Raw genomic sequence first — 22871 nt, 5'->3', positions numbered from 1 at the left:
AACAGGATTAACTGTCACAGTATAGTACCTGTCAAAACAACCATCTTAATCACTTTATACGGCAGATGCAGAGCATATCCACTTTATAAAACTAGGCGGCACGAACAAGTGAGCCAAGATTCGTGATCCTGAGAAAGAACTAGCGTAAGCACTTCCTTAAAGAGTTCAATCGATATTAATTCTTTGAAAATTTTGAGAGCTTTTCATATATCTCAATGCTGAATTGATATTTTTCCAACCTACATATTGCATGAGATCCTTAATATCCCAACCATTATCAGCCGCCCAATAGGCGAAACCACGACGTAAAGAATGCGCACTATATAGTTCTGCCGATTCTATACCTGCTTCAGAAAAAATATGCCGAATGAGTGGAATCAAACTATCAATATGTAGAGCATCAGGTGAAATTTTACCCCAACGATTAATTGATCTAAACACAACTCCAGTAGTTAATTCACTTATCATTAGCCAATCTAAATAAGCCTGAACAGGGCAAAGCTGGCTTAATACTGGTACCTGAAAGTATTGTCCATTTAATGCTCGGTCACCTTTAGTCCTGGCAAGATAGCAATTCAATCCTCCAGAGTGAATTTCAATATCTTCTATATTCAATCGGGTAATTTCATCTCCACGAAATCCACGCCAAAAACCCAACAATAATAATGATTTATTGCGAGTATAACGAAGCAGCTTTGCATGTTCTCTTGACTTTTTTGATTGTTCAATTAGCTGATCAAGATAATCCACTGTTTGTTTTAATTGGATAAGTTGTAAAGGTTTCGCCTGTTTTTCCTGAACTGGATGAACTGTTTTAATCCCTTTTAAAACTTTTTTGACTATTGGTGCTTTAGTTGGGTCTGGAAAACCTTGTTCTGTATGCCATTGAGATAATGCAGCAAGCCTTTGTTTAAGCGTATTAATGGATAAAACACCTGCGTAATCAGTTAAATAGTGAGCAACATGATCTGCGGTCGCTGGTAAAAGTCCTCTCCATTCAATCTCATAGTGCTGAATTGCAGAAGAATAACTTTTCTGTGTATTTTCTCTGATAGAAGCTTGGAGGTAGAAATCAATTTTATCCATATCAACTTATCCACTGTGAGTGGCTTAATTAAAATCCTGAGCAACCTTATTGCCATATGTAACCATCTACCTTGTAGAAGCTGCTTATTTTACTATAACACAGGATAATGTCTTATTATCCTGTGTTAGTTATTTGATACAAAATAGCCAATATATAGATATTTTAGGTATGTTATCATGTATTACGTAATACAGTATGAATCATAAAAAAGGATTTAATGATGTCTAGATCAGGTTTAACTAAAAATATGGTTAAGCAGGCAAGAGATGTACTTATCTCTCAAAATAAGTATCCATCTGTAGATGCTGTTCGAATTGAACTTGGTAATACTGGTTCAAAAAGTACAATCCATAAATATCTGAAAGAACTAGAAGAAGATGGCGAGCAGAGTATTGGACAAAATCTATCCGTGAGTGAAACTATACAAAGTTTAGTTATACGGTTGGCTGAACAACTCCACATAGAAGCAAATGTAGAGATAGAAAAAATTAAAGAAACGAGCCAAATCAATGAGGAAAGATTTAAGGAAGAAATACAAGCTTTACGTAATGAATTAAGCCAAACAAAAATGATTCTTCAAGAATGCGATACCAGCATGAATGAACAACAAAAAATCAATGAGATATTAAAAATCTCTTTAGATCAGGAAATAATTGTTAAAAATCGCCTGGAGCAACAGGTTGTTAATCTAAATGAGTCGTTGAAACAAAATAAAGAATACCTATGTAGTTTAGAAGAAAAATTTAAACACGCTCAACAGTCTTTAGATCACTATAGAGAGTCTGTTAAAGAACAACGTCAGCAGGATTTACGCCGGTTTGATCACCAGATTCAGTCACTTCAAGCAGAAGCGAGACAGCTACAGCAGACAATTATTGTTAAACAAGATAAGTTAAATGAACTTTCTTTAGAAAAGAATAAATTAACAACGGAATTATCAATTTCTAATCAAAATAATAAAAGATGTGAAAATTCCTTGGATAACGTAGGTAAGCAATTAGAGCAAGTCAAACAGCATGAAGCATCCTTGTTATCTGAATTACAAACCCATCAGGGAACTATCCAAAAATTGGAGATACAGCTAAATGAGTTAGCTCAAGAAAAAACTGATCTATTTAAACAGAACAAAGAATTGCAAAGTAGCCTAGTAGCAAGCCAAACGAAATTTGAGACGCAACAAAGTATGCTGTCTCAACTACAGGATTTGTTAGTTCAAATTGGTAAAAATGAGCAAAAAGTAGAAAAATAACTCGTTTTTCTATTGACAAATTTTATTTGTCCTATTTTTACACGTATCTCGGCTGTACCCGGGAACCTGTCGCACCGATTGGATGACCTAAAGCACATGCACCACCATGAATATTCACTTTCGCTTCGTCGATTCCTAATTCATAAATAGGCGCCATTGCAACCATCGCAAAGGCTTCATTAATTTCCCAAAGATCAACCTCATCCACAGACCAGCCAGCATGATCAAGTACTTTTTGAATCGCGCTGATCGGAGCAATGGTAAATTCACTAGGATGTTGTGAATGACTTGATGTTGCTACGATTTTTGCAAGAACACCCAAACCATTTACTTGAGCATAATCTTCTGTCGTAAGTACTAAAGCTGCAGCACCATCAGAGATCGAACTCGAATTGGCTGCTGTAATCGTACCATCTTTGCTAAAAGCAGGTCGTAAGGTTGGTATCTTGTCGAGATTCGCTTTTAATGGCTGCTCATCTTGATCAATAACTTCTGTACCTTTACGCGTCTTGATTTCGACTGGAACGATTTCGTCTTTAAAATATCCTTCCGTAATTGCAGCCTGAGCCTTTTTGAGCGAAGAAATTGCAAAATTATCCATTTGTTCACGGGTGAAACCTTTGGTATTTGCCATATCCTGTGCAAAAGAACCCATTAGACGGCCTGTTTCAGCATCCTCAAGACCATCTAAAAACATATGATCTTTGATCTCACCATGCCCCATACGATAACCGCCGCGCGCTTTGGGTAAGATATACGGCGCATTGGTCATAGATTCCATACCACCCGCAACCACAATATTTGCGCCGCCAGCTTTTAATGTATCAGATGCCATCAATACCGCTTTCATTGCAGAACCACAAAGTTTATTGATCGTTACAGCACCAACATGATCTGGCAATCCAGCTTTACGCATTGCTTGACGAGCAGGGCCTTGTCCAATCCCTGCACTCAATACACAACCGAAAATGACTTCATTCACTTGATCGGGTGTAATACCTGCTCTCTGAACAGATTCTCGAATCACAGCTGCACCTAACTCAGGCGCAGTTAAAGATGACAAGCTCCCTTGAAAACCGCCCATTGCAGTACGGCTACCAGATACAATCACAATTGAACTCATGTTTATATTCTCTTTAAATAACTTATAGACTTAAAAAAGCTCTAGAAAAACTAGAGCAATGTCATAATAAAATTAAGCAACTAATGATTTATTAAAAATTAATGGCACACCTGTAGCGGCTTTTATTTGCTCTAAGCTGACATCTTTGGCAAGTTCAATCAGTTCAACACCTTGTGCCGTAATATCCATCACGCCTAAATCACTAATAATTCGATGGACTACTGCTTGACCAGTGAGCGGTAAACTGCAATTTTTCACAATTTTAGCTGTTCCATCCTTAGCGCAGTGTTCCATCAACACCACAACTTTTTGCACGCCAACAACTAAATCCATTGCGCCGCCCATACCTTTTACTTTTTTGCCTGGAATCATCCAATTGGCCAAATCGCCTTGTTCAGAGACTTCCATTGCACCCAAAATTGCAATATTCACATGACCACCACGAATCATGGCAAAAGATTCAGAGCTAGAGAAGAATGCAGCACCTGCACGCGCAGTAATCGTCTGTTTTCCAGCATTGATTAAATCAGCATCTAATGTTGCTTCAGTTGGAAACTCTCCGATACCTAACAAACCATTCTCTGATTGAAGCCAAACATTCATATCTTTTGGAATATAGTTAGCAACAAGGGTAGGTAACCCAATTCCAAGATTGACATAAAAACCATCTTCGAGTTCTTGTGCGGCACGTTGTGCCATTTCATTACGAGACCAAGCCATTTATACCGCCTCCATGCTTAATGTTTTTTGTTCAATACGTTTTTCTGGGGTTGCATTCAAAATAATGCGATTGACATAAATTCCTGGCAAATGAATTTCATCTGGATCTAGCTCACCGATTTCAACAATTTGTTCAACTTCAACGATGGTGATCTTGCCAGCCATAGCACATTCAGGATTGAAATTTTTGGCCGTTTTTCGGAAAATCAAATTACCAGCTTTATCTGCTTTGTAAGCTTTAACCAATGCCACATCAGCTGTGAGTGATTCTTCTAAAATATAATTTTTGCCATGAAAAGATCGCTGTTCTTTGCCTTCAGCAATCAAGGTACCAACACCAGTTTGAGTGTAGAAAGCAGGAATACCCGCACCGCCAGCGCGTAGTTTTTCAGCCAAAGTTCCTTGTGGAGTAAGTTCAACTTCTAGCTCACCATTGAGATACTGGCGTTCAAACTCTTTGTTTTCACCAACATAAGAGGAGATCATTTTTTTGATCTGTCTGGTTTGTAGCAAAACACCTAAACCGAAATCATCAACGCCAGCATTGTTAGAAATACAAGTAAGTCCTTTGACACCACTTTGCTTTACTGCGGTTATTAGTTCTTCTGGTATTCCACACAATCCAAAACCGCCAACAGCAAGTGTCTGATGGTCAAAAACAATCCCTTTGAGGGCATCCTCTGCATTGCTATAAACTTTATTCATTGTGTTATTTTTCCTGTTGTCCCTTAACATTTTTATTATTAGCACTTCGCTTTTTGATGTAGAAGTTGATTTTTTTAAAGGATTAATGAGGAAAATTAATAAATGATAGTTTTAAATGAAATACCATGTAGAAAACAATTAAATAAAAAATTGATTTATATGCATAAAAGTTAAATTAAACTGAATACCCTAAAAATTATCGGCAAAATAATTTAATTTTTAAAATTTATGCTGTAGTAAGGCATCTATGAATTGCTCTGAAATATTCGACATTTCAAAATTCTTTTTATAAACAATACCCACTGTTTTATGGATCGTTTCTGATTCAAGCTCAAGCAGAACATTCTGCTGTTGATCGATGTGTTTGGCAAAATGTCGAGGAATCGCACTTACCCCGATACCATGTGCCACAAAACTCGATAAAGAAGAGATTTGATGACATTCTACTTTCAAATCAAGTGTCATTTCATTTCTCAGGCAGTTCTGCTCAATTAAATAACGAACAATCGAAGGCTTTTGTAAGGTAACAAATGGATTAGAAAAAAGCTGTTGCCAAGTAATAGCGCTCGAACTAGCGAGAGGATGCGACTTCGGTAACAACGCTAAGAAGTCTTCTTCAAATAGCGCTTTAAACTCTAAACCCTCACTCAAATCAGGCTCAAAACAAATGCCTATTTCAAAAATACCATCCTGAACTTTTTCAATGATCGTTTCATTTGGAATGTCATGGATGGAGAAATTAAGATTGGGGTGTTGTATCAAAAAAGCATGGATAACTTCTGGTAAAATCGCATGGGTTACGAAAGGCATTGATGCAATACTGAGAGTGCCACGATTCAACTTGAAACGTTGTTTAACGTCATTTTCCATCTCATCCCAATTTGCCAACAACTTCTTAGCATAAGGAATGAGTGATTTACCTTCTTGTGTGAGTTCTACACGGCGTGTATTACGATTAAAGAGCTTTCCGCCCAATTCATCTTCTAGACTTTTTATACTTAAGCTCAAAGCGGACTGACTCAAGTGCAGTTCAAGCGAAGCATTGGCGTAATTTAAAGTACGTGCGAGTGCTAGAAATGCTTTTAACTGCTTCAGTGTCATCCTTTTCCCTAAATAAAATCATTCTATTATGCTAATTTATCGTAAAAATGAACTAAATGTTATTGTTGACAACCATTTTCAAAGAAAAGTTAACCAAGACTGCAAACAAAAACTCCCACAATAAAAATTGTGGAAGTTGGCTTTAAAGATTAGAGAAATTTATATTTCTTTAAAACTTACACTTTTAGTTTTTTAAGTCCACGGCTCACACCATTTTGTAATGCCAATTTGATAATTGGACCAATAAATGGCACACGACCTTTAAAGCTAATCGTATAGTCCAAACGACTACGATTATTTCCAAGATCACTAAATTTCATTACACCACGATGTGCTTTGATTGGCGAAATACCACTCGTAATAGCATATTCGATCAGTTCATTTTCTTTATAAACTAAGTTCGTTTCAACAAATGAGGGGGCTAAAGGAATAGACAGTTTACGTGCAGAGCCAACGCCATTTCGAGCATCTTTACCATCACTCAAGCGCGTTACTTTTGCTGGTGCGAAAAGCTTATTTAAGTTTTCATGTTCGCTAAGCACCGCAAAAACTTTCTCTACAGGTGCATTAAATTCTTGGGTGATTTTAATTTGTTGCATTTTTAGCATAACCAATACCTTTTATTTTTTGACATGATGGATTGTCAGTTTGAAAATATTAGCATGCTTTGTAATTGTCAGACTATTGCTTTATCGGAAAAAATATTAATCACAGCTGAGGTACTTGTATATCGTTTTGACTGTGAAATAGGCATTAGCGAGATTATAAAATGACAGAAAACCTATGAAAAATCAGCCACATACAAAACAAAAATATATAATCATTCATTGATTAAGCAAAAAATCTTCAATATATGGCTAAATCATGGCGAGATTGAAGATCTACATCGCTGAAATATGTCATAGAAGATGCTTGTTCAAATAACAAAAATTGTGAATACTCATGCCCGAAAAATTCAAGCTATATGATTTTCTTTTGGGTTAGGCGACTACTGTGAATATATATCCATTTTCATTTTCTCATTTACAAAAAGCACTGTTGGCTGTTGGTTCATTTTCTTGCTTGGGACTTAGCTCAATTGCGGCACATGCTGAAGCTGAAAATGATATTCAACAGCTCGAAACCATCAAACTCACTGCTCAAGCCTCACAATCCGCCTATTATGCACCCACAGTGAATTTATCAGGATTTACTCAACAAAATCTTGCTGAAATTCCAGCATCAATCAACACGATTACAGTAACACAAATTGCTGATCAACATGCCAAAACATTAACTGACATCGTGAAAAATGATGCAGCAGTAGGTGATGGCTATGCACCGATTGGCTACTATTCAAATTTCATGATGCGTGGTTTTGCCTTAAATGCTGGTTCAAGCTATTTATTGAATGGGAACTTAATTCGTGGTGAACAAAACGTCGCCCTTGAAAATAAAGAACAAGTTGAAATTTTAAAAGGGATTAGTGCGATTCAGAGCGGTATGTCTACACCAGCTGGTGTTGTAAACTATGTTACTAAACGTCCTAAAGAGATTCGTGCTCTCACTTTGGAAACAGATAGTCAGGGTGGTTATCGTGTTGCAACAGATCTAGGTGGCTTATTCGGACAAAATCAACAGTTTGGTTATCGTGTAAATATCGCGAAAGAAGAAATTCATCCATATGTAGAACATGCAAATGGACAACGTTTATTCGGTTCGATTGCTTTTGATTGGAATCTTTCTGATCGCTCTAAATTAGAGTTTGATATTGAGTCACAACGCCAACGTCAGCGCTCAGTTCCGGGTTATCAACTACTTGATGGGAAAACTGTTCCTACTGGTGTCGAATGGGATCGCTTACTTGGTCACCAAAGTTGGAGTAAACCAGTTACCAATGAAAGTTTAAATGCTAACCTCAAATATCTTTATAAAATCAATGATAGCTGGACGGCAAACTTATCAGCTTCACAAAGCCGTGTGGTCGTTGATGACTATTCAGCATTCCCGTGGGGTTGTTATAGTGAGATTTGTGAATTTACAGGTTTAGGCAATACCTTTGATCAAAAGGGAAACTACGATATTTATGATTTCCGTAGCCCAGATGATAGCTATCTCACTAATCAGTTCAAGGCGGGTTTAAACGGTAAATTTAATACTGGCACTGTGCAGCATACACTTAGTCTCGATTTAACGAATAGTTATAAGCGCCATGCACAACATGATCCGATCAATGAACTGGTTGGCACAGGAAATATTTATACCAATACGGTGAATTACAGTCCTACAGATGTTGCTTTAGGTAATCGCTATAAATCATTAGATAGTCAACAAACTGCTTTGAACCTACTTGATCAAATCGACTTTAATCGCGAATGGTCTATGCTAGTAGGTGGAAAACTGTTGCATTTAAATGAAAAAGCATTTGATGCTGAGGGTAGTACTATTCGTGACACGGATTTAAATCGCTTCTTACCACAGTTCGCCGTGATGTATCAGCCTTGGGAACACACTCATCTATATGCTTCCTACGCCAAAGGTTTAAGTGATGGCGCCCAAGCGCCGTGGTTTGCAAATAATGCATACGCAACCTTAGCACCACTCCGTTCTAAACAATTTGAATTAGGCGTAAAACAAGAATGGCAGTCTTTGCTCTTCACTGCGGCATTATTTGACCTAAGACAAAATCATCAATATACCAATACGATGGGTGATTTTGTCTCAGAAGGGAAGCAAAATAATCTTGGTTTAGAATTAGGTCTACAAGGGCGTGTAGGTCAAAACTTAGATATTAGCTCGACGCTCGCACTGACACGTTCTCGCTTAAAAGACTTAGAAGTAACAGACTATCAAGGTCATCAAACACAAAATGTACCTAAAGTACGCTTTGCCACGCATCTTTCTTATCAAGTTCCGCAGTTTGAAGGCTTACGTCTATTAGCGGGGATGCGATACAGTAGTAGTAAATATGCCAATAAGACAGGAACAGTAAAAGTTTCTGGTTATAGTGTCTTTGATGCTGGTGCAGCTTACAACTTCAATGCTTATGGCTATGAAAATACGTTAAGACTCAATGTAGATAATCTTTTTAATAAAAAATACTGGCGTGATGCAGGTAGTTTCTTTGGCGATGATTATTTATTCCTCGGCGCACCGAGAACAGCTCAACTATCTTGGACTGTTAACTTCTAAAAAACTCAACTTTAATCTGTTTAAAACTGTCTGAGTGTTTCGCTCAGACAGTTTTTTTGTATCCATAAGAAACTTAAAAAAACCCTTAAAGTAAGATATTCATTATTTATGAGTGAAGGGATGTTAAAATCAAATCGCGCAAAGCAAATAACATAATCAATTTAAAAAGATCACATCACAAATAACTCTAAAAGGTATCTATACAATGAAGAAAATTATCTTAACAACGTCTATCGGTTTAACTACGTTATGCATGATAAATCCAGCCTATGCAATTGATGCGAAATACAGAGCTAAACTTGAGCGCTCTGGATGTACACAAGTTTCTGAGATGCAGGGTTGTGACATCAATAAATCTAAAGCAGAAAATGCAAAAGCTGGTTTTTTAAATAATACAGTAATAAATACAAACTCTTATACTGGAATTTGGACTGCAAAAAATTCAAATACAGGCCAAACAGTAGCAAAAATTCACGTTGATCATAATCAAAAGGTTTGGGTCAACGGGCAGGAGGTAAAAGCCAAAACGAGTGATGGTGGATTAATATTTAAACAAGGCTTTATTACTTTCAAGCTAGAAGGAGATCCTAAACACCAAAATGAAAGTGTTTGGCATGATTCCGATGCACAGACATCTGGACCAATTCTAAAGACCAACTAAACTAGAAAATTAAGCCGTTAAAATAAAATGAGTTTTAATGGCTTTAAAAACTATCTCATTCACAATAAAAAAATTCTAGTTATAAATCGTCGTAGAAAATAATCATTCTTTGCTCATAACTTATCTTCCATAAATCAATTAAAAAAATGCTCCACTTTTCACGTTCTATTAATAAATTTCACATCATGAATTTCATTCATCTTTGACTGAGACAATATCATTTTTATTCATGTATTGATTCGGGTATAAATTACAACAAGAAATTTAAGTTATCTCTCAAACATTAGGTAGTAGATCAAAATGAGTAAAGAATTTGCATTTACGATAAAAAGCATTTGTTTCGATGAAAACTATCATCCGTCAAACAATACGCGTATCACAACAAACTTCGCGAATTTAGCGAGAGGGGCAAGTCGTCAAGAAAACTTGCGTAATACACTACAAATGATTAATAACCGTTTCAATTCGTTAGCACATTGGGACAACCCAAATGCTGATCGTTATGCACTTGAGCTTGAAATTATTTCAGTAGATATAGATGTAGAAGGCAAGGGAGAGACATTCCCGACAATCGAAATTTTAAAAACAAATATTCTTGATCGAAAAACCAATAAACGCATCGATGGTATCGTTGGCAATAATTTTTCATCTTATGTTCGTGATTATGATTTTAGCGTATTACTGCTAGAGCATAACAAAGATCAAGCGACATTTAGCACGCCTGAAAACTATGGCGAGCTACACGGTAAGATTTTCCAATCATTTGTAAACTCAGAAACTTATAGCAACAACTTTATTAAAGCACCAGTTATTTGTCTCAGCGTTTCAACAACGAAGACTTATCATCGAACTGCAAACCAACACCCGATACTCGGTGTTGAATATGAGCAAGATGCATATTCATTAACAGATGAGTATTTTGCAAAAATGGGCTTAGAAGTGCGTTATTTCATGCCTGCAAATAGCGTTGCACCTTTAGCATTTTATTTCCGTGGTGATTTGCTCAATGATTACACCGATCTTGAACTGATCAGTACCATCAGCACAATGGAAAGCTTCCAAAAGATTTACCGTCCAGAGATCTACAATGCAAATTCTCCAGCAGGTAAATATTATCAACCAAGCTTGAAACATCAAGATTACTCATTGACACGAATTGTTTACGATCGCGAAGAGCGTAGCCAGCTGGCTGTTAAGCAAGGCAAATTTACAGAAGAGCAGTTCATCAAACGATATCAAAATATCCTTGATCAATGGGCTGCAAATTACGCTGTTGTATAACTTAGTATAGACAAGATTTTTATTATGAAACGATTATTACCGACTTCAACTGCTGGCAGCTTACCAAAACCATCTTGGTTAGCTGAACCTGAAAAACTTTGGTCTCCTTGGAAATTAGAAGGAGAGCAGTTGATTGAAGGCAAACAAGATGCACTACGTTTGTCATTACAAGAGCAATTACATGCTGGTATTGATATTGTCAGCGATGGTGAGCAAACCCGTCAGCATTTTGTTACGACCTTTATTGAACATCTCAATGGTGTAGACTTTGAAAAGCGTGAAACTGTAAGAATCCGTAATCGTTATGATGCTAGCGTTCCATCAGTTGTAGGTGATGTATCTCGCCAAAAGCCTGTTTTTGTTGAAGATGCTAAGTTTTTACGTCAACAAACCAATCAACCGATTAAATGGGCGCTTCCTGGGCCTATGACTATGATTGACACGCTTTATGATGGTCACTATAAAAGTCGTGAAAAACTAGCTTGGGAATTTGCGAAGATCCTGAATCAGGAGGCTCGTGAATTAGAAGCTGCTGGTGTTGATATTATCCAGTTTGATGAGCCAGCATTTAACGTGTTCTTTGATGAAGTGAACGATTGGGGAATCGCAACTTTAGAAAGAGCGATTGAAGGCCTAAAGTGTGAAACTGCGGTTCATATTTGCTATGGTTATGGTATCAAAGCTAATACAGATTGGAAGAAAACTCTTGGTTCTGAATGGCGTCAATATGAAGAAGCTTTTCCGAAGCTACAACAATCTAATATCGACCTGATCTCGTTAGAATGTCACAATTCACGCGTGCCAATCGATCTACTTGAACTCATCCGAGGTAAAAAGGTGATGGTTGGGGCGATTGATGTAGCAACCAATACTATTGAAACACCAGAAGAAGTTGCAAATACTTTGAGAAAAGCACTTCAATTTGTAGATGCGGATAAGCTTTATCCTTGTACAAACTGTGGCATGGCGCCGTTGTCTCGTGACGTTGCGAGAGGTAAATTAAATGCATTGAGTGCTGGTGCAGAGATTGTCCGTAAAGAGCTATTGGGCAATTAACTTAATCTCTAAGTGTTTAAAGAGTTAAGTATTTGATACATATAGTCAAATTCTTAACTCTATGCGTAACTTAGACAAAATAAGCTTTAATAGTACTTATTTAAATGATGCAACATGAAGTAATCGTATCGCTAAATTTGAAAAAGATACGATTCAATTTAGGAACAATGTGATGATTGAAGCAACTGACTTTAGAAATGCAATGTCTTTGTTAACAAGTGCAGTAAGTGTCGTGACTACTGCAGGCATGTCTGGTCGTTACGGTTTCACTGCATCCGCTGTGTGCAGCGTGACAGATACACCTCCAACATTATTGGTGTGTATGAATCTTGCTTCTAGCTCACATGTTCACTTTGTCGACAATAAAATACTCACCGTTAATGTATTAGCCGCTCACCATGAGCACATGTCTAAAGTATTTTCTTCAAGATTAAGCCCAGAAGAACGATTTAAACATGGTATTTGGACTGAATTAGAAACTGGTGCGCCAGTTTTAGATGATGCTTTAGTAAGTTTTGATTGTGAAATTGATCAAATTCAAGAAATTGGAACACATAGTATTTTTATGTGTCGGATTGTAGCGATAAAACAGAGTCTTCATGATCAAAGCCTAGTTTACTTTAATCGTGCTTATCATCAAGTTGGACAGACAGAAGTTGTTTAAACAATTGTTTATATTGTTAAAATATTATTTGTAATCAAGCAAACAATCTCTGAGTTACCTCTAATCTCTAACAAATCAACAGCAGCCTATATTCACCCTTATTTTCTACGGGCGCTCTATGAACACAAGGTAATACGTGTTGAGTAGGATGATCAACAGCCAACCGCCAAAGATTTCCTAGACCTAAATTTATCGGTTTTGCATCTGGTTTAGGCTGATAATGCAAATCAAAAAAATTTTCCTCTAGAAAGTTTTCAAATTCAGCTTCAGGACCATCATATAATGCCTTAAGTTTATTTCTAATCTCAGGTATACAAACTTTTTGTTGAACCTGACTATTAGGAATAATATCGCTTGCAGCACCGTAATAAGTGCATAAAAAAGTGTCTGTTTCTATTGGTGATCGATCAATATGGTATGAATATACATCAGTAGAAATGAAATCTAACTCGTTATCACGTTCGTAACATTTGAGTAAATTTAAAGAAGGTGAGGCTCCGAAATCAGTAAGATAATGTATATCTTTTAAAATAATTTCTCTCGCTAAATTACCATCTTCTGAAAGCTGTAATTCTAAAAGATCTTCCTCAGAAACTTCAGTAATATCTTCTTTAAGATCAAGTTTATTAACAATTTCTTGAAAATCACCAACCAAGTATCTTGACCAGCAAATAGCATTCATATCTCCATGAAAACTTGTTTCTATAAGCTCGGAAAAAGAAGATACTGTGCCAACTTGAGTATTCCCAGACAGAGGATTTGACATACTTGAATGAATTAAATGATAAATCTTGTCTCATAATACACTGAAACTGATACAAATCCTGCATATGTGAAGGTTTTTAAAAACTGACAGCAACTAATTTTGACCGTATTAAACATTAGTCAACCAACCTTAATTTTGCATCATTTAGTTTTTTCTATGGCACAAACAAAGGTGTTCCAACGCCATAAGATAATTTAAACATTCATGCAGCCATTCCATTTCCTGAATCAAATATGGAAGCCAAAGATGCAAAAGAACAACTTTTTATTTGATCTTGAGTTCGAATTTGATTTTACATGCACACCGCCAAAGCCAGTTCTTAAAGATATCAAGGTCAGCGAAGAATAATAAGTTTTATATATCAAATGGTTGAATTAAATTACTTCGTATAATGTATATTATGTTAAATATAATATCTAAAGACTGTGGCCTACACAACCTGTTTGTTGCCACAGCTCAGTAACGTGATGAACATAATATAAGTTATGCTGAAAATAACGTGGACTCTTTTTTTATCAACGAGCATAATTAAATGGTATGTTTCTTTTGTGAAACTCAACAACATAAGATCCTAATATTTTCATTGAAAAAACCAAGTACAAGAACACAATCCTATCTTTAGTCGAAATATTTATACCATTCCAAGATAAAACTTTATCTCCAACTAGGCTTTCAAATGATGGATCATCACATTTTGGTATCGGCTGTGATCCAAAATTTGGAAGATTATCGATTTTCACTCTAATATCGTTTAGTTGCTCCATTGTAATTTGAGCGGAAGTATCATGGGCATACTTATTTCTAATTGAATTGAATAACTTAAAAATAACCGATAGGTTTTCAGGTAATCCTAGTTTTACTGCAATCTTTATTTTTTTATCAAATCCAATAAAACCGAAATCAAAAAAATCTTTATTACTTGTGACTTTATTACACCAAATATTTAAAAATTCTTCTAAACAAAAGTGAACCCTTAAAACTGCACCAATTAAATCCTGAGTATTCGCAAGTGCAGTAATGACTTCATCATCAAAAGCCCCTAATACATCACTACCAACACGTACTAACTGTTGATCCTTCATTTTCATTTCTTGATCAAGCGAAGTAACCCCAATCCCATTAATTTTCATATCAAAAAATTCACTGATTAAGTCATTCTGAAGTCGCATAACTTCATTTTATGTTAAATAAAATATCTAAGACTCTAGCTTATGACCAAATCTTTGTTCCTTATTAACTTTCAGAGTTTATATTTGGAACATCTAAAGATACTTTTACCCGATCCAATACAACCGTTGTCTTAAACCATTCGACATTAGAATTATTGTGAAATAATTCATCACAAACCTCCTGAAAGCGCTTCATACTTGGGACTAATAAAACAAGCATAAAATCTGCTTCACCAGTGACGTAATAACATTGTTGTATCTCCGAACTAGAAAAACTTTCTTTAATTACATCAAGATCTGTATTGTGCGTTTTATTAAGCCTAACTTCGACGATAACTGTGATCACTTGATTAAGTTGATCTGGATCAAGTACGGCAACATTTCCAACGACATAACTGTTTTCACGCAACTTTTGAATACGCCGTTGTACCGAAGCCGTTGATAAATGCACAGCTTCTGCTAATTCACGTAATGGAATCAAGCAATCCTTTTGAAGCAGTTTCAGCAATGAATAATCGAATTTATCTAAAACCATATTACTCAGCACCATGAGAAATTTTCTCATTTATCTTAAGAAATTAGAGCCTAATTATCAATAAAACTGAAATAAAATATCGTTTAAATAATTCAATTAGTACAGATCTATGCATACTCAATCAAATACAGTTCTTGGCATAACATTTAATGTAATTGCCTCTTTATTATTTGCATTAATGTTTGCTTATACCACCCTACTCCATTCATTACAAGGAAATGAAATCTACGGTTGGCGTATATTACTCACATTACCATGTCTGACACTTTTCATTATTGTTCAAGGAAATTGGTCGCAAGTCATCACTATTTACAAACGCCTACACAACGAACGCTACTTCTTTTTAACTCGTTTTTTATCGTCTTTTTTGATTGGAATACAGCTCTGGTTATTTATGTGGGCACCTAGCAATGGCTATGGACTTGATGTTTCCTTAGGCTATTTTATCATGCCAATTACTATGGTGATTTTGGGTCGTATAGCATTTAAAGACAAAATGTCACGATTACAAAAGTTATCCTGCTTTTTTGCAATACTTGGCATTATTAATATGCTGGTTATATCAAAAACATTAACATGGCCAACTTTACTAATTTGTTTAGGCTATCCAGTTTACTTTTGGTTAAGGCAAAAGACCAATACTAATAATATTGGTGGCGTTTGGTTTGATATGGTGTTCAGCCTACCAATCAGTTTCTTTTTCATATTACAAGGTGGAGTTTTTTTAGGTGAATTAGGCTCTATTTTTGACACGCTTTGGCTGATTTTAGGTCTAGGACTCATCAGCGCACTAGCTTTAGGATTCCAATCTCTTTCGGCTCCTCATCTCAATCTTAGCCTTTTTGGTCTTCTAGTATATGTTGAGCCAGTATTATTATTGATGGTTTCTATCTTGCTTGGCGAAACAATCAAGCCAGCAGAATGGCCGACTTATATCGGAATTTGGTTAGCGGTTTGTGCACTCGTAGCTGAAGGCATTATAAGTTTAAGAAAAAAGCGTTTTGTCTAATTTTCAGAACAGATAGCATTCAACATAAAGGGCTAATCTGTTCTTTTAACTGAGAAAATTTAACTGAATCAAAATTAAAGCTTATGCTTTTCTATAGATTGTAGGTGTTAAACCTACCCACTTCTTAAATGCTCTTGTGAAATGAGAAATATCTGCATAACCTAAAATATTAGATATTTCTTGGATAGATAACCTTGTACTTTTTAACAATTTCTCAGCGTGCTCTCTACGAGCCTCAGCTAACACAATCTGAAATGAGGTTTCTTCAGATGCAAGCTGACGCTGCAAACTTCTAACAGATGTTTTTAGTTCTAGAGCTACTTGGTTCAAATTAACACTATAATCTTGAGAACCGTGAAGTAACTCTTTAACTAAAATCTTCGTGCTGTTTAGCTTCTCTTTTTTTATGATTTGTCGTTTTACATCACGCTCACATTGTTCCTTTAGCAACCTAAAAACTATTTCATCTGCTGTTGGCAACTGATTGGTTAAAAACGCTTTATCGAATATCAAGCAATTACTTTCTTGACTAAAGTGAGACTCAAAACCTAACAATTGATTGATATTACTAGAGTAAAATACATCAACCTGTGTGAAATTGGCTTGAATTTTAATATCACTTTTAAGCAAATCTTTAATTAAACTGGCAAATCCTAAAATGGAAAATAATAATCCATTGTTACTTAGATTTTCTGAAATGAATGATTGATCAAAATAAATGTAGGCTTTGTTCTCTTTGATTTTTAAAACAGGCTTGAATACCGAGCAATGTAGTCCTATAAATTTTTCAAGTATTTTGATTGCTTGCAACAAATTTTCAGCAGCTACAGCCGCAACCCCAACATGACCATAGCAAGAGGCTTTCATAGACTTCGCCATATGAATAATCAGCAACTGATCCTCAGTGAAAATGATCGAACTATCAATTAATTCATTGAAAACATTTAGATTTACATACCAAAATGGGGCTTCTATATCTTCCATTTCAATATCGAAGTCACCCAATAATTGCTCTACTGAAAGATTTCTAGCCCGTAAGGCATCAACTAACAGATTGACATAAGTACCAGGCAATTTAGCAGACATTTTTCTTCCTTGGAATTTAAATTGGCATAAAATGGTAAAAACTGGCGGTTCATGAACTATGCCAGTTTTTACGACTACGGCATAGTATTAGGAGTCAAATAAATTAATTACGACGGTATTCTATCTATGAATATTCTTATTGTTCATGCTCATCCTGAATCAAAATCCTTCACTACTGCATTAAAAGATAAAGCTCAGTGTGTATTTGAAGAACAAGGCCATAGCGTTGAAGTTTCAGACTTATATGCGATGAACTTTAATCCAATTGCCTCACAGAATGACTTTGCAAACCTCAATCAACCTGAATATTTTAACTATGCCTTAGAACAAAGACATGCTTACAAGCAAAATTCCTTAGCACCAGATATTCAAGTTGAAATCGAAAAAATTAAACGTGCCGACCTACTCATCTTTAGTTTTCCACTTTATTGGACATCTGTACCTGCTATCCTAAAAGGCTGGATTGATCGTGTTTTTGTTTCTGGTCTATTTTATGGTGGAAAACGTTTTTACAATCATGGTGGCATGGCTGGTAAAAAAGCAATGTTATGTTTCACTTTAGGCGGTCGCGATTATATGTTTGGCGAAAATGCGATACATGGTTCAATTGCAGAATATCTATCTCCCATTCAACGCGGAACACTTGCCTACGCTGGTTTTGAGGTACTACCGCCCTTTATTGCTTACCATGTTCCTTACATTTCAAATGAAGATCGACAAAATATACTTATAAATTTTGAAGCCTATTTAAATGATCTACAGAACTTAGAACCATTAACATTTCCTTTAATAGAAAATTTTGATGAAAAAATGCGACCATTGCCTTGATGAGTAAGCATAAAAAAACTGTCACATAGCCCCCAACTATGTGACAGTTTTATCCTTAAATTCTTTTAATTCTTATGCTGTAGTTTATAGCACTCATCCAAAGCCAATTCATAATATGCCAGACCATCTTGAGCTGCTCTAAATGCTTTTTTCTGCAATACAGGATCTTTGTCACACAATCTTTTGATAAGTTCCATCGCTTCATATGGATGTAAATCATCATAATGTGCATGAGCTCGTAACCAAGCTAAAGATCTTTTATTAATATTGACTTCAGGGTGCTCTGTATATGTCTGTATACCTTTATATACTTGAATTGTCCAGTCACCTGTCGCCCATTCAATTGCAAGATTTGTAGCTGCGATACTTTCCGCTAAAGTGCCACGAAAATTCATATCCCATAGAAAGTGATTTACTGCATTCATGGCTGCTGGAGGTCTTACTTCATTCAGCATTTCGACTGTTAAACCGAATCCCCCAGCCCAATCCTGATACCAGTTCAAGTGACGCTCTTCCACTTTAATATTTTGAATGAGCCAGTCTCTAGTCTCAGTTACACCGTCTAACGAAAATGCTGTCGCTTTTGCTAAAGCCCCAGCCATATACGACGGAAAATGAGCGACCAAAGGATAAAAATTTAAAAGTGCTGAACGGAAACACTCAAGGCTTAAAGTACCATTTGCCATGTCTAAGAATAGAGGGTGTTTACTTACCCGTTCTTTAGCTGGCACAAGATCATCCCAAAAACGCTGGGACCATTCTGAATGAGTCGTAATTTCTAGTTTTGTTCCATATTGATTCATAGCAGTCATTGCGATGCATCCTATTTCGTATGACTTAATTCAATCACGTTCCATGATTGTTGCTTTTTTATAAATTGTATCCTAATACAGCAAATATACAAACAATGTTATTTAATTTGTAACAGTTTTTATTCGATTCACCTTTATCAGGTTGAATAATTATATTATTTAGATGTAAAGTCTAGGTATATATTCGAAAAGTATATAAATTTCTAATAATAAAAAGTTGATTTGGGTAGTAAATAAATATTTTTTATTATCTAATACACATTTTATTTAATTGGGTGTAACGTAGTAAAAAGTAATCCCTATTTTACATTTATAAAAACATTGGGAGTGGTGAGAGATAAGATGAAGTTGAAAGCTTCCAATATATTGGGACAAGAACAAATCGACTTACTAATTTCTCGCGGGCTAAATTTAGTTTGGTTTCCTAAAGAATTAGAAGTAATTTATCGAGATCAGTACAGAAATGAAGCTGCACATGAGTTTCGCTATCGTGCGCCAATTATCTTAGGTTTATATTTATATCTTAGCTTTGGTACCTATCAAGTTTTGCCTGAAGATCTCCGACTGACATGGGTTGCATTTTATGGTTGGGTTGGGGTCATTATTTCGATCGCATGGGTCCTCGCCTTTGTTCCAAAACTCAATAAATGGTTTGATCATTATGTGGGTTTAGGGTCTATGGGTGCTGTAGCCATTACGTTCACTCTAATTAACGTTTTAGAGCAAGGTCAGAACAATGTTCTATTCCATGCAGCTATGATGTATGCAGTTGTCATCATTTACGGCTTTGTTGGAATGAGATTCTATACTGCGATTATCGCGGGTTGGTGTGGTGGCTTAATTGGTGTGATTGCAAGTACAGCACTAAGTGGTTCTATTGATTGGACTTTCTTGAACAGAACTTATACATTTAGTAGTTTTCTCGGCATGGCACTGGCCTATGCCACAGATCGTCAACATCGAGAAAATTATCTACAAAACTGCATGCTTGAATTAAACCGTCTAGAATTAATGCGTCAAGCTCAACAGCTTTCAATCCTATCTCAACAAGATGCATTAACTGGTTTAGCAAATCGTCGATATTTGGATGAAGTGCTTGAAAATGAATGGAAACGTGCCATTCGCCATGAAGTTCCAATTACGATCATGATGATTGATATCGACTTTTTTAAACTTTACAACGATACGTTAGGACATATTCAAGGCGATCAATGTCTTCGCAGAATTGCAATCCTGCTCGGCTCAATCGCATCAAGAAGTGGTGATCTTGCTGCGCGTTATGGCGGTGAAGAGTTTTTGTTACTGTTCTCCATGACAGATAAAGAACAAGCAATTATCCAAGTTCAGCGTTTAATGGAACTTGTACGAACGATTGCGATTAACCACCCGAAAAGCAGTGTATCCAAGCATGTTACGATCAGCGTTGGCGTAGCTACGATGACTCCACATTTAAATGATAGCCTTTCGGAGTTTGTATCACAGGCAGATCATGCATTATACATCGCGAAAAGTAATGGTCGAAATCAATACCATATTGCAACTTCAGATAATGTCATTTCTGAGGCACTTTAATATTTTAATTATTATTTAAAAATATTTAATAATTTTTTTATTTAAATTAATTTATCATTAAAAAGACCCACTGATAATATTTTACCAATGGGTCTATTATATTAAGGCTCGATTGGTTTAAATGGTGACAATACGTCAGCATTTTGTGCACGATTTCTCATAAAATGATCCATCAGAACAATTGCTAACATCGCCTCAGCAATTGGTGTTGCTCGCACCCCCACACACGGATCATGACGACCTTTGGTGAGTACATCAGTATTTTCACGGTCGATTGTAATCGTCTTGCCCGGTGTCGTAATGCTTGCCGTTGGTTTTAATGCAATCGCAACACGAATTGTTTGTCCACTTGAAATTCCGCCAAGTATTCCACCAGCATGATTTGCAAGAAAGCCATCTGTGGTGAGCTCATCACGCGTTTCATGCCCAAACTGACCAGCAACAGCAAAACCATCACCAATCTCAACACCTTTTACGGCGTTAATGCTCATCATGGCATGTGCAATGTCTGCATCTAAACGATCAAAGACTGGTTCACCCCAGCCTACAGGTACTTTTTCAGCAACAATTTCTAGTTTTGCACCACAGCTTGTACCTTGCTCACGCAAAGAAGTGACAAGTTGCTCAAAACGAGGAACTGCATCTACATCACCACAGAAAAAAGGATTATTCGGCACTTCTGCCCAATCTAATTTCTCTGCGACTTCATTACCGATTTGTGTCACATGTCCACGAATATCAATACCAAACTTTTCAGCTAAATATTTCTTAGCAATCGCGCCTGCTGCAACACGCATTGCAGTTTCACGCGCACTAGAGCGACCACCACCACGATAATCACGGAAACCGTATTTATGCGTATAAGTATAGTCTGCATGGCCTGGACGGAAAGTTTGAGCAATATTGCCATAATCTTTAGATTTTTGATCTGTATTACGTATCAATAAACCAATCGATGTACCTGTCGTTTTACCTTCAAAAACACCTGAGATAATTTCGACTTGATCAGGCTCTTTACGTTGTGTCGCAAACTTTGATGTACCCGGTTTACGGCGATCTAAATCTTTTTGCAAATCTTCTTCACAAAGTTCAAGACCCGGCGGCACACCATCGACAATTGCCATCAAACCAACACCATGTGATTCACCACATGTTGTTACTCGAAAGAGTTGCCCAATACTATTCCCTGCCATATTTTAGCCCCTTACTTAATTTTGAACTGATTGCTGAAATATTTCTTTATAACGGCGGCATTGTTCAGCAGTTAACGCAAAAATACCTGAACCACCTTTCTGGAAAGTTAACCAATGGAAGTCAACTGTATTGAAGTTCTGACGCATTGCCCATTCAGAATTACCCACTTCAATTACAATCAGACCATCTTCAGTTAAATAATCGGCTGCTTGAGCTAACATTTTGCGAACTAAGTCCAAACCATCTTGACCTGCTGCAAGTGCAAGTTCAGGTTCATGTAAAAACTCTTCTGGTAAATCAGCCATATCTTCAGCATCCACATACGGTGGATTGCTCACAATCAAGTCATATTGATTTTCAGCTGGAATTTTTGAGAATAAATCAGATTCAAGTAATGCGACTTGATATTGTTTATCATGATGTTCTGCATTGATTGAAGCAACTTCCAATGCTTCTTTTGAAATATCAGTCGCATCCACTTCTGCATCTGGATAAGCATAAGCAAGCGCAATTGCGATACAGCCCGAACCCGTACACATATCAAGAATACGTTGAGGTGTTTTAGGATTTTGGTGCTCAGGCAGGCTATTTAAGGCTTCCAACATTTGACCATTTTCATCTAAGCAATATGGTGCAAAACGCTGTTCAATCAATTCTGCTATTGGAGAACGAGGAATAAGCACACGCTCATCTACATAAAATGGCTTATTGAAGAAATAAGCAAGGTTTAATAAATAAGATGTTGGAACGCGCTCATTAATACGGCGTTCTAATAAGCTGAGGAATTCAGCTTTTTCACTAGGTAAAAGCTTCGCATCCAAGATTTCAGCATCTGCATTCCACTCAAGTGAAAGCGTTTGCAAGACAATCGCTGAACTTTCTGCAAAATAATCTTCTGTACCTTGACCTAAGTGTGCATCGTATTGACGAAGTGCTGTCACACCGAAACGGATGAAATCTCGAATGCTGACTAGGTTTTCAGCCGCTTCTTGTAAATGTTCAGGGCTGATTGTAGGTCGCTCCACTTAGGCGTCTCCAAAATGCGAATTGCAAAAACGCTTTATTCTAACGGGATTCAGCCT

21 protein-coding genes and 1 pseudogene are annotated in these 22871 nt (G+C 36.5%); 9 read left to right on the top strand and 13 right to left on the bottom strand.

All coding sequences use genetic code 11. From position 1 onward, the window contains the following. Positions 1-165 precede the first annotated feature (165 nt). Complete coding sequence (locus F959_RS09445) at positions 166-1086, bottom strand: tyrosine-type recombinase/integrase (RefSeq protein ID WP_004879495.1); 921 nt, start codon at positions 1084-1086, stop codon at positions 166-168. 221 nt (positions 1087-1307) lie between these two features. Here F959_RS09445 and F959_RS09440 point away from each other — a divergent pair, with 221 nt between their 5' ends. Continuing rightward, entirely contained in the window at positions 1308-2336 is a 1029-nt protein-coding gene (locus F959_RS09440; protein ID WP_004879492.1) for a DNA-binding protein, read from the top strand. Positions 2337-2391: 55 nt separating this feature from the next. On the opposite strand, the pseudogene F959_RS09435 reads toward F959_RS09440, so the two are convergent. From F959_RS09435 to F959_RS09415, 5 genes and pseudogenes are all read right to left on the bottom strand, one after another. After that, positions 2392-3459, bottom strand: a pseudogene (locus F959_RS09435) (thiolase family protein); the annotation flags it as partial. A gap of 72 nt (positions 3460-3531) precedes the next feature. After that, positions 3532-4179: a 3-oxoacid CoA-transferase subunit B gene (locus F959_RS09430; RefSeq protein WP_004879489.1), complete on the bottom strand. Its 648-nt coding sequence runs from the start codon at positions 4177-4179 to the stop codon at positions 3532-3534. Continuing rightward, positions 4180-4884, bottom strand: coding sequence for a CoA transferase subunit A (locus tag F959_RS09425; protein WP_004879488.1), 705 nt, complete (start codon positions 4882-4884; stop codon positions 4180-4182). It abuts the gene before it with no gap. Between the two features lie 219 nt (positions 4885-5103). Then, on the bottom strand, positions 5104-5985 hold the full coding sequence (locus F959_RS09420; protein WP_004879487.1) for a LysR family transcriptional regulator: 882 nt from the start codon (positions 5983-5985) through the stop codon (positions 5104-5106). 176 nt (positions 5986-6161) lie between these two features. Next, positions 6162-6593, bottom strand: coding sequence for an SRPBCC family protein (locus F959_RS09415; protein WP_004879486.1), 432 nt, complete (start codon positions 6591-6593; stop codon positions 6162-6164). Between the two features lie 385 nt (positions 6594-6978). On the opposite strand from F959_RS09415, the gene F959_RS09410 reads away from it, so the two are divergent. The 5 genes from F959_RS09410 (at position 6979) to F959_RS09390 (ending at position 12818) form a co-directional block, all read left to right on the top strand. Beyond that, on the top strand, positions 6979-9156 hold the full coding sequence (locus tag F959_RS09410; protein WP_004879485.1) for a TonB-dependent siderophore receptor: 2178 nt from the start codon (positions 6979-6981) through the stop codon (positions 9154-9156). 205 nt (positions 9157-9361) lie between these two features. Then, positions 9362-9817, top strand: a complete 456-nt coding sequence (locus F959_RS09405) for a hypothetical protein (protein ID WP_004879483.1) — start codon at positions 9362-9364, stop codon at positions 9815-9817. Between the two features lie 300 nt (positions 9818-10117). After that, entirely contained in the window at positions 10118-11098 is a 981-nt protein-coding gene (locus F959_RS09400) for a DUF1852 domain-containing protein (RefSeq protein WP_004879481.1), read from the top strand. 24 nt (positions 11099-11122) lie between these two features. Next, positions 11123-12154 carry a methionine synthase gene (locus tag F959_RS09395; protein ID WP_004879480.1) on the top strand — a complete coding sequence of 344 codons (1032 nt, stop codon included), beginning with the start codon at positions 11123-11125 and terminating at the stop codon, positions 12152-12154. Positions 12155-12326: 172 nt separating this feature from the next. Further along, positions 12327-12818: a flavin reductase gene (locus F959_RS09390; protein WP_004879477.1), complete on the top strand. Its 492-nt coding sequence runs from the start codon at positions 12327-12329 to the stop codon at positions 12816-12818. 67 nt (positions 12819-12885) lie between these two features. Here F959_RS09390 and F959_RS09385 read toward each other — a convergent pair whose 3' ends face one another. From F959_RS09385 to F959_RS09375, 3 genes are all read right to left on the bottom strand, one after another. Continuing rightward, complete coding sequence (locus F959_RS09385) at positions 12886-13584, bottom strand: hypothetical protein (RefSeq protein WP_004879476.1); 699 nt, start codon at positions 13582-13584, stop codon at positions 12886-12888. A 515-nt stretch (positions 13585-14099) separates the two neighbouring features. Continuing rightward, positions 14100-14714, bottom strand: coding sequence for a hypothetical protein (locus F959_RS09380; RefSeq protein ID WP_227499168.1), 615 nt, complete (start codon positions 14712-14714; stop codon positions 14100-14102). Between the two features lie 103 nt (positions 14715-14817). Then, entirely contained in the window at positions 14818-15288 is a 471-nt protein-coding gene (locus F959_RS09375) for an Lrp/AsnC family transcriptional regulator (protein ID WP_029424840.1), read from the bottom strand. Between the two features lie 109 nt (positions 15289-15397). Here F959_RS09375 and rarD point away from each other — a divergent pair, with 109 nt between their 5' ends. After that, on the top strand, positions 15398-16297 hold the full coding sequence (rarD, locus tag F959_RS09370) for an EamA family transporter RarD (RefSeq protein ID WP_004879473.1): 900 nt from the start codon (positions 15398-15400) through the stop codon (positions 16295-16297). An 81-nt stretch (positions 16298-16378) separates the two neighbouring features. Here rarD and F959_RS09365 read toward each other — a convergent pair whose 3' ends face one another. Next, positions 16379-17383, bottom strand: a complete 1005-nt coding sequence (locus tag F959_RS09365) for an AraC family transcriptional regulator (protein WP_004879472.1) — start codon at positions 17381-17383, stop codon at positions 16379-16381. Positions 17384-17509: 126 nt separating this feature from the next. Here F959_RS09365 and F959_RS09360 point away from each other — a divergent pair, with 126 nt between their 5' ends. Next, complete coding sequence (locus F959_RS09360) at positions 17510-18211, top strand: NAD(P)H-dependent oxidoreductase (RefSeq protein WP_004879471.1); 702 nt, start codon at positions 17510-17512, stop codon at positions 18209-18211. Between the two features lie 65 nt (positions 18212-18276). Here the strand turns inward: F959_RS09360 and F959_RS09355 are convergent, their stop codons facing one another. Further along, positions 18277-19023, bottom strand: coding sequence for an iron-containing redox enzyme family protein (locus F959_RS09355; RefSeq protein ID WP_004879466.1), 747 nt, complete (start codon positions 19021-19023; stop codon positions 18277-18279). 342 nt (positions 19024-19365) lie between these two features. On the opposite strand from F959_RS09355, the gene F959_RS09350 reads away from it, so the two are divergent. Further along, on the top strand, positions 19366-20595 hold the full coding sequence (locus F959_RS09350) for a GGDEF domain-containing protein (RefSeq protein WP_004879465.1): 1230 nt from the start codon (positions 19366-19368) through the stop codon (positions 20593-20595). Positions 20596-20696: 101 nt separating this feature from the next. On the opposite strand, the gene aroC is transcribed toward F959_RS09350, so the two are convergent. Together aroC and prmB are read right to left on the bottom strand one after the other, a co-directional pair. After that, positions 20697-21788, bottom strand: coding sequence for a chorismate synthase (gene aroC / locus F959_RS09345; protein ID WP_004879464.1), 1092 nt, complete (start codon positions 21786-21788; stop codon positions 20697-20699). 15 nt (positions 21789-21803) lie between these two features. After that, entirely contained in the window at positions 21804-22814 is a 1011-nt protein-coding gene (gene prmB / locus F959_RS09340) for a 50S ribosomal protein L3 N(5)-glutamine methyltransferase (protein ID WP_004879463.1), read from the bottom strand. Positions 22815-22871 lie beyond the last annotated feature (57 nt).

It is taken from the genome of Acinetobacter venetianus RAG-1 = CIP 110063 (assembly GCF_000368585.1).
GTDB lineage: Bacteria > Pseudomonadota > Gammaproteobacteria > Pseudomonadales > Moraxellaceae > Acinetobacter > Acinetobacter venetianus.
The sequence above is the reverse complement of the archived record's forward strand: the minus strand, read 5'-3'. Positions and strand labels throughout refer to the sequence as shown.

Excerpts from the sequence above, each read along its gene's own strand:
- F959_RS09445 (WP_004879495.1), bottom strand. The coding sequence starts at position 1,086 with ATGGATAAAATTGATTTCTACCTCCAAGCTTCTATCAGAGAAAATACA.
- F959_RS09440 (WP_004879492.1), top strand. The coding sequence starts at position 1,308 with ATGTCTAGATCAGGTTTAACTAAAAATATGGTTAAGCAGGCAAGAGAT.
- F959_RS09430 (WP_004879489.1), bottom strand. The coding sequence starts at position 4,179 with ATGGCTTGGTCTCGTAATGAAATGGCACAACGTGCCGCACAAGAACTC.
- F959_RS09425 (WP_004879488.1), bottom strand. The coding sequence starts at position 4,884 with ATGAATAAAGTTTATAGCAATGCAGAGGATGCCCTCAAAGGGATTGTT.
- F959_RS09420 (WP_004879487.1), bottom strand. The coding sequence starts at position 5,985 with ATGACACTGAAGCAGTTAAAAGCATTTCTAGCACTCGCACGTACTTTA.
- F959_RS09415 (WP_004879486.1), bottom strand. The coding sequence starts at position 6,593 with ATGCTAAAAATGCAACAAATTAAAATCACCCAAGAATTTAATGCACCT.
- F959_RS09405 (WP_004879483.1), top strand. The coding sequence starts at position 9,362 with ATGAAGAAAATTATCTTAACAACGTCTATCGGTTTAACTACGTTATGC.
- F959_RS09400 (WP_004879481.1), top strand. The coding sequence starts at position 10,118 with ATGAGTAAAGAATTTGCATTTACGATAAAAAGCATTTGTTTCGATGAA.
- F959_RS09395 (WP_004879480.1), top strand. The coding sequence starts at position 11,123 with ATGAAACGATTATTACCGACTTCAACTGCTGGCAGCTTACCAAAACCA.
- F959_RS09390 (WP_004879477.1), top strand. The coding sequence starts at position 12,327 with ATGATTGAAGCAACTGACTTTAGAAATGCAATGTCTTTGTTAACAAGT.
- F959_RS09385 (WP_004879476.1), bottom strand. The coding sequence starts at position 13,584 with ATGTCAAATCCTCTGTCTGGGAATACTCAAGTTGGCACAGTATCTTCT.
- F959_RS09380 (WP_227499168.1), bottom strand. The coding sequence starts at position 14,714 with ATGAAAATTAATGGGATTGGGGTTACTTCGCTTGATCAAGAAATGAAA.
- F959_RS09375 (WP_029424840.1), bottom strand. The coding sequence starts at position 15,288 with ATGGTTTTAGATAAATTCGATTATTCATTGCTGAAACTGCTTCAAAAG.
- rarD (WP_004879473.1), top strand. The coding sequence starts at position 15,398 with ATGCATACTCAATCAAATACAGTTCTTGGCATAACATTTAATGTAATT.
- F959_RS09365 (WP_004879472.1), bottom strand. The coding sequence starts at position 17,383 with ATGTCTGCTAAATTGCCTGGTACTTATGTCAATCTGTTAGTTGATGCC.
- F959_RS09360 (WP_004879471.1), top strand. The coding sequence starts at position 17,510 with ATGAATATTCTTATTGTTCATGCTCATCCTGAATCAAAATCCTTCACT.
- F959_RS09355 (WP_004879466.1), bottom strand. The coding sequence starts at position 19,023 with ATGACTGCTATGAATCAATATGGAACAAAACTAGAAATTACGACTCAT.
- F959_RS09350 (WP_004879465.1), top strand. The coding sequence starts at position 19,366 with ATGAAGTTGAAAGCTTCCAATATATTGGGACAAGAACAAATCGACTTA.
- aroC (WP_004879464.1), bottom strand. The coding sequence starts at position 21,788 with ATGGCAGGGAATAGTATTGGGCAACTCTTTCGAGTAACAACATGTGGT.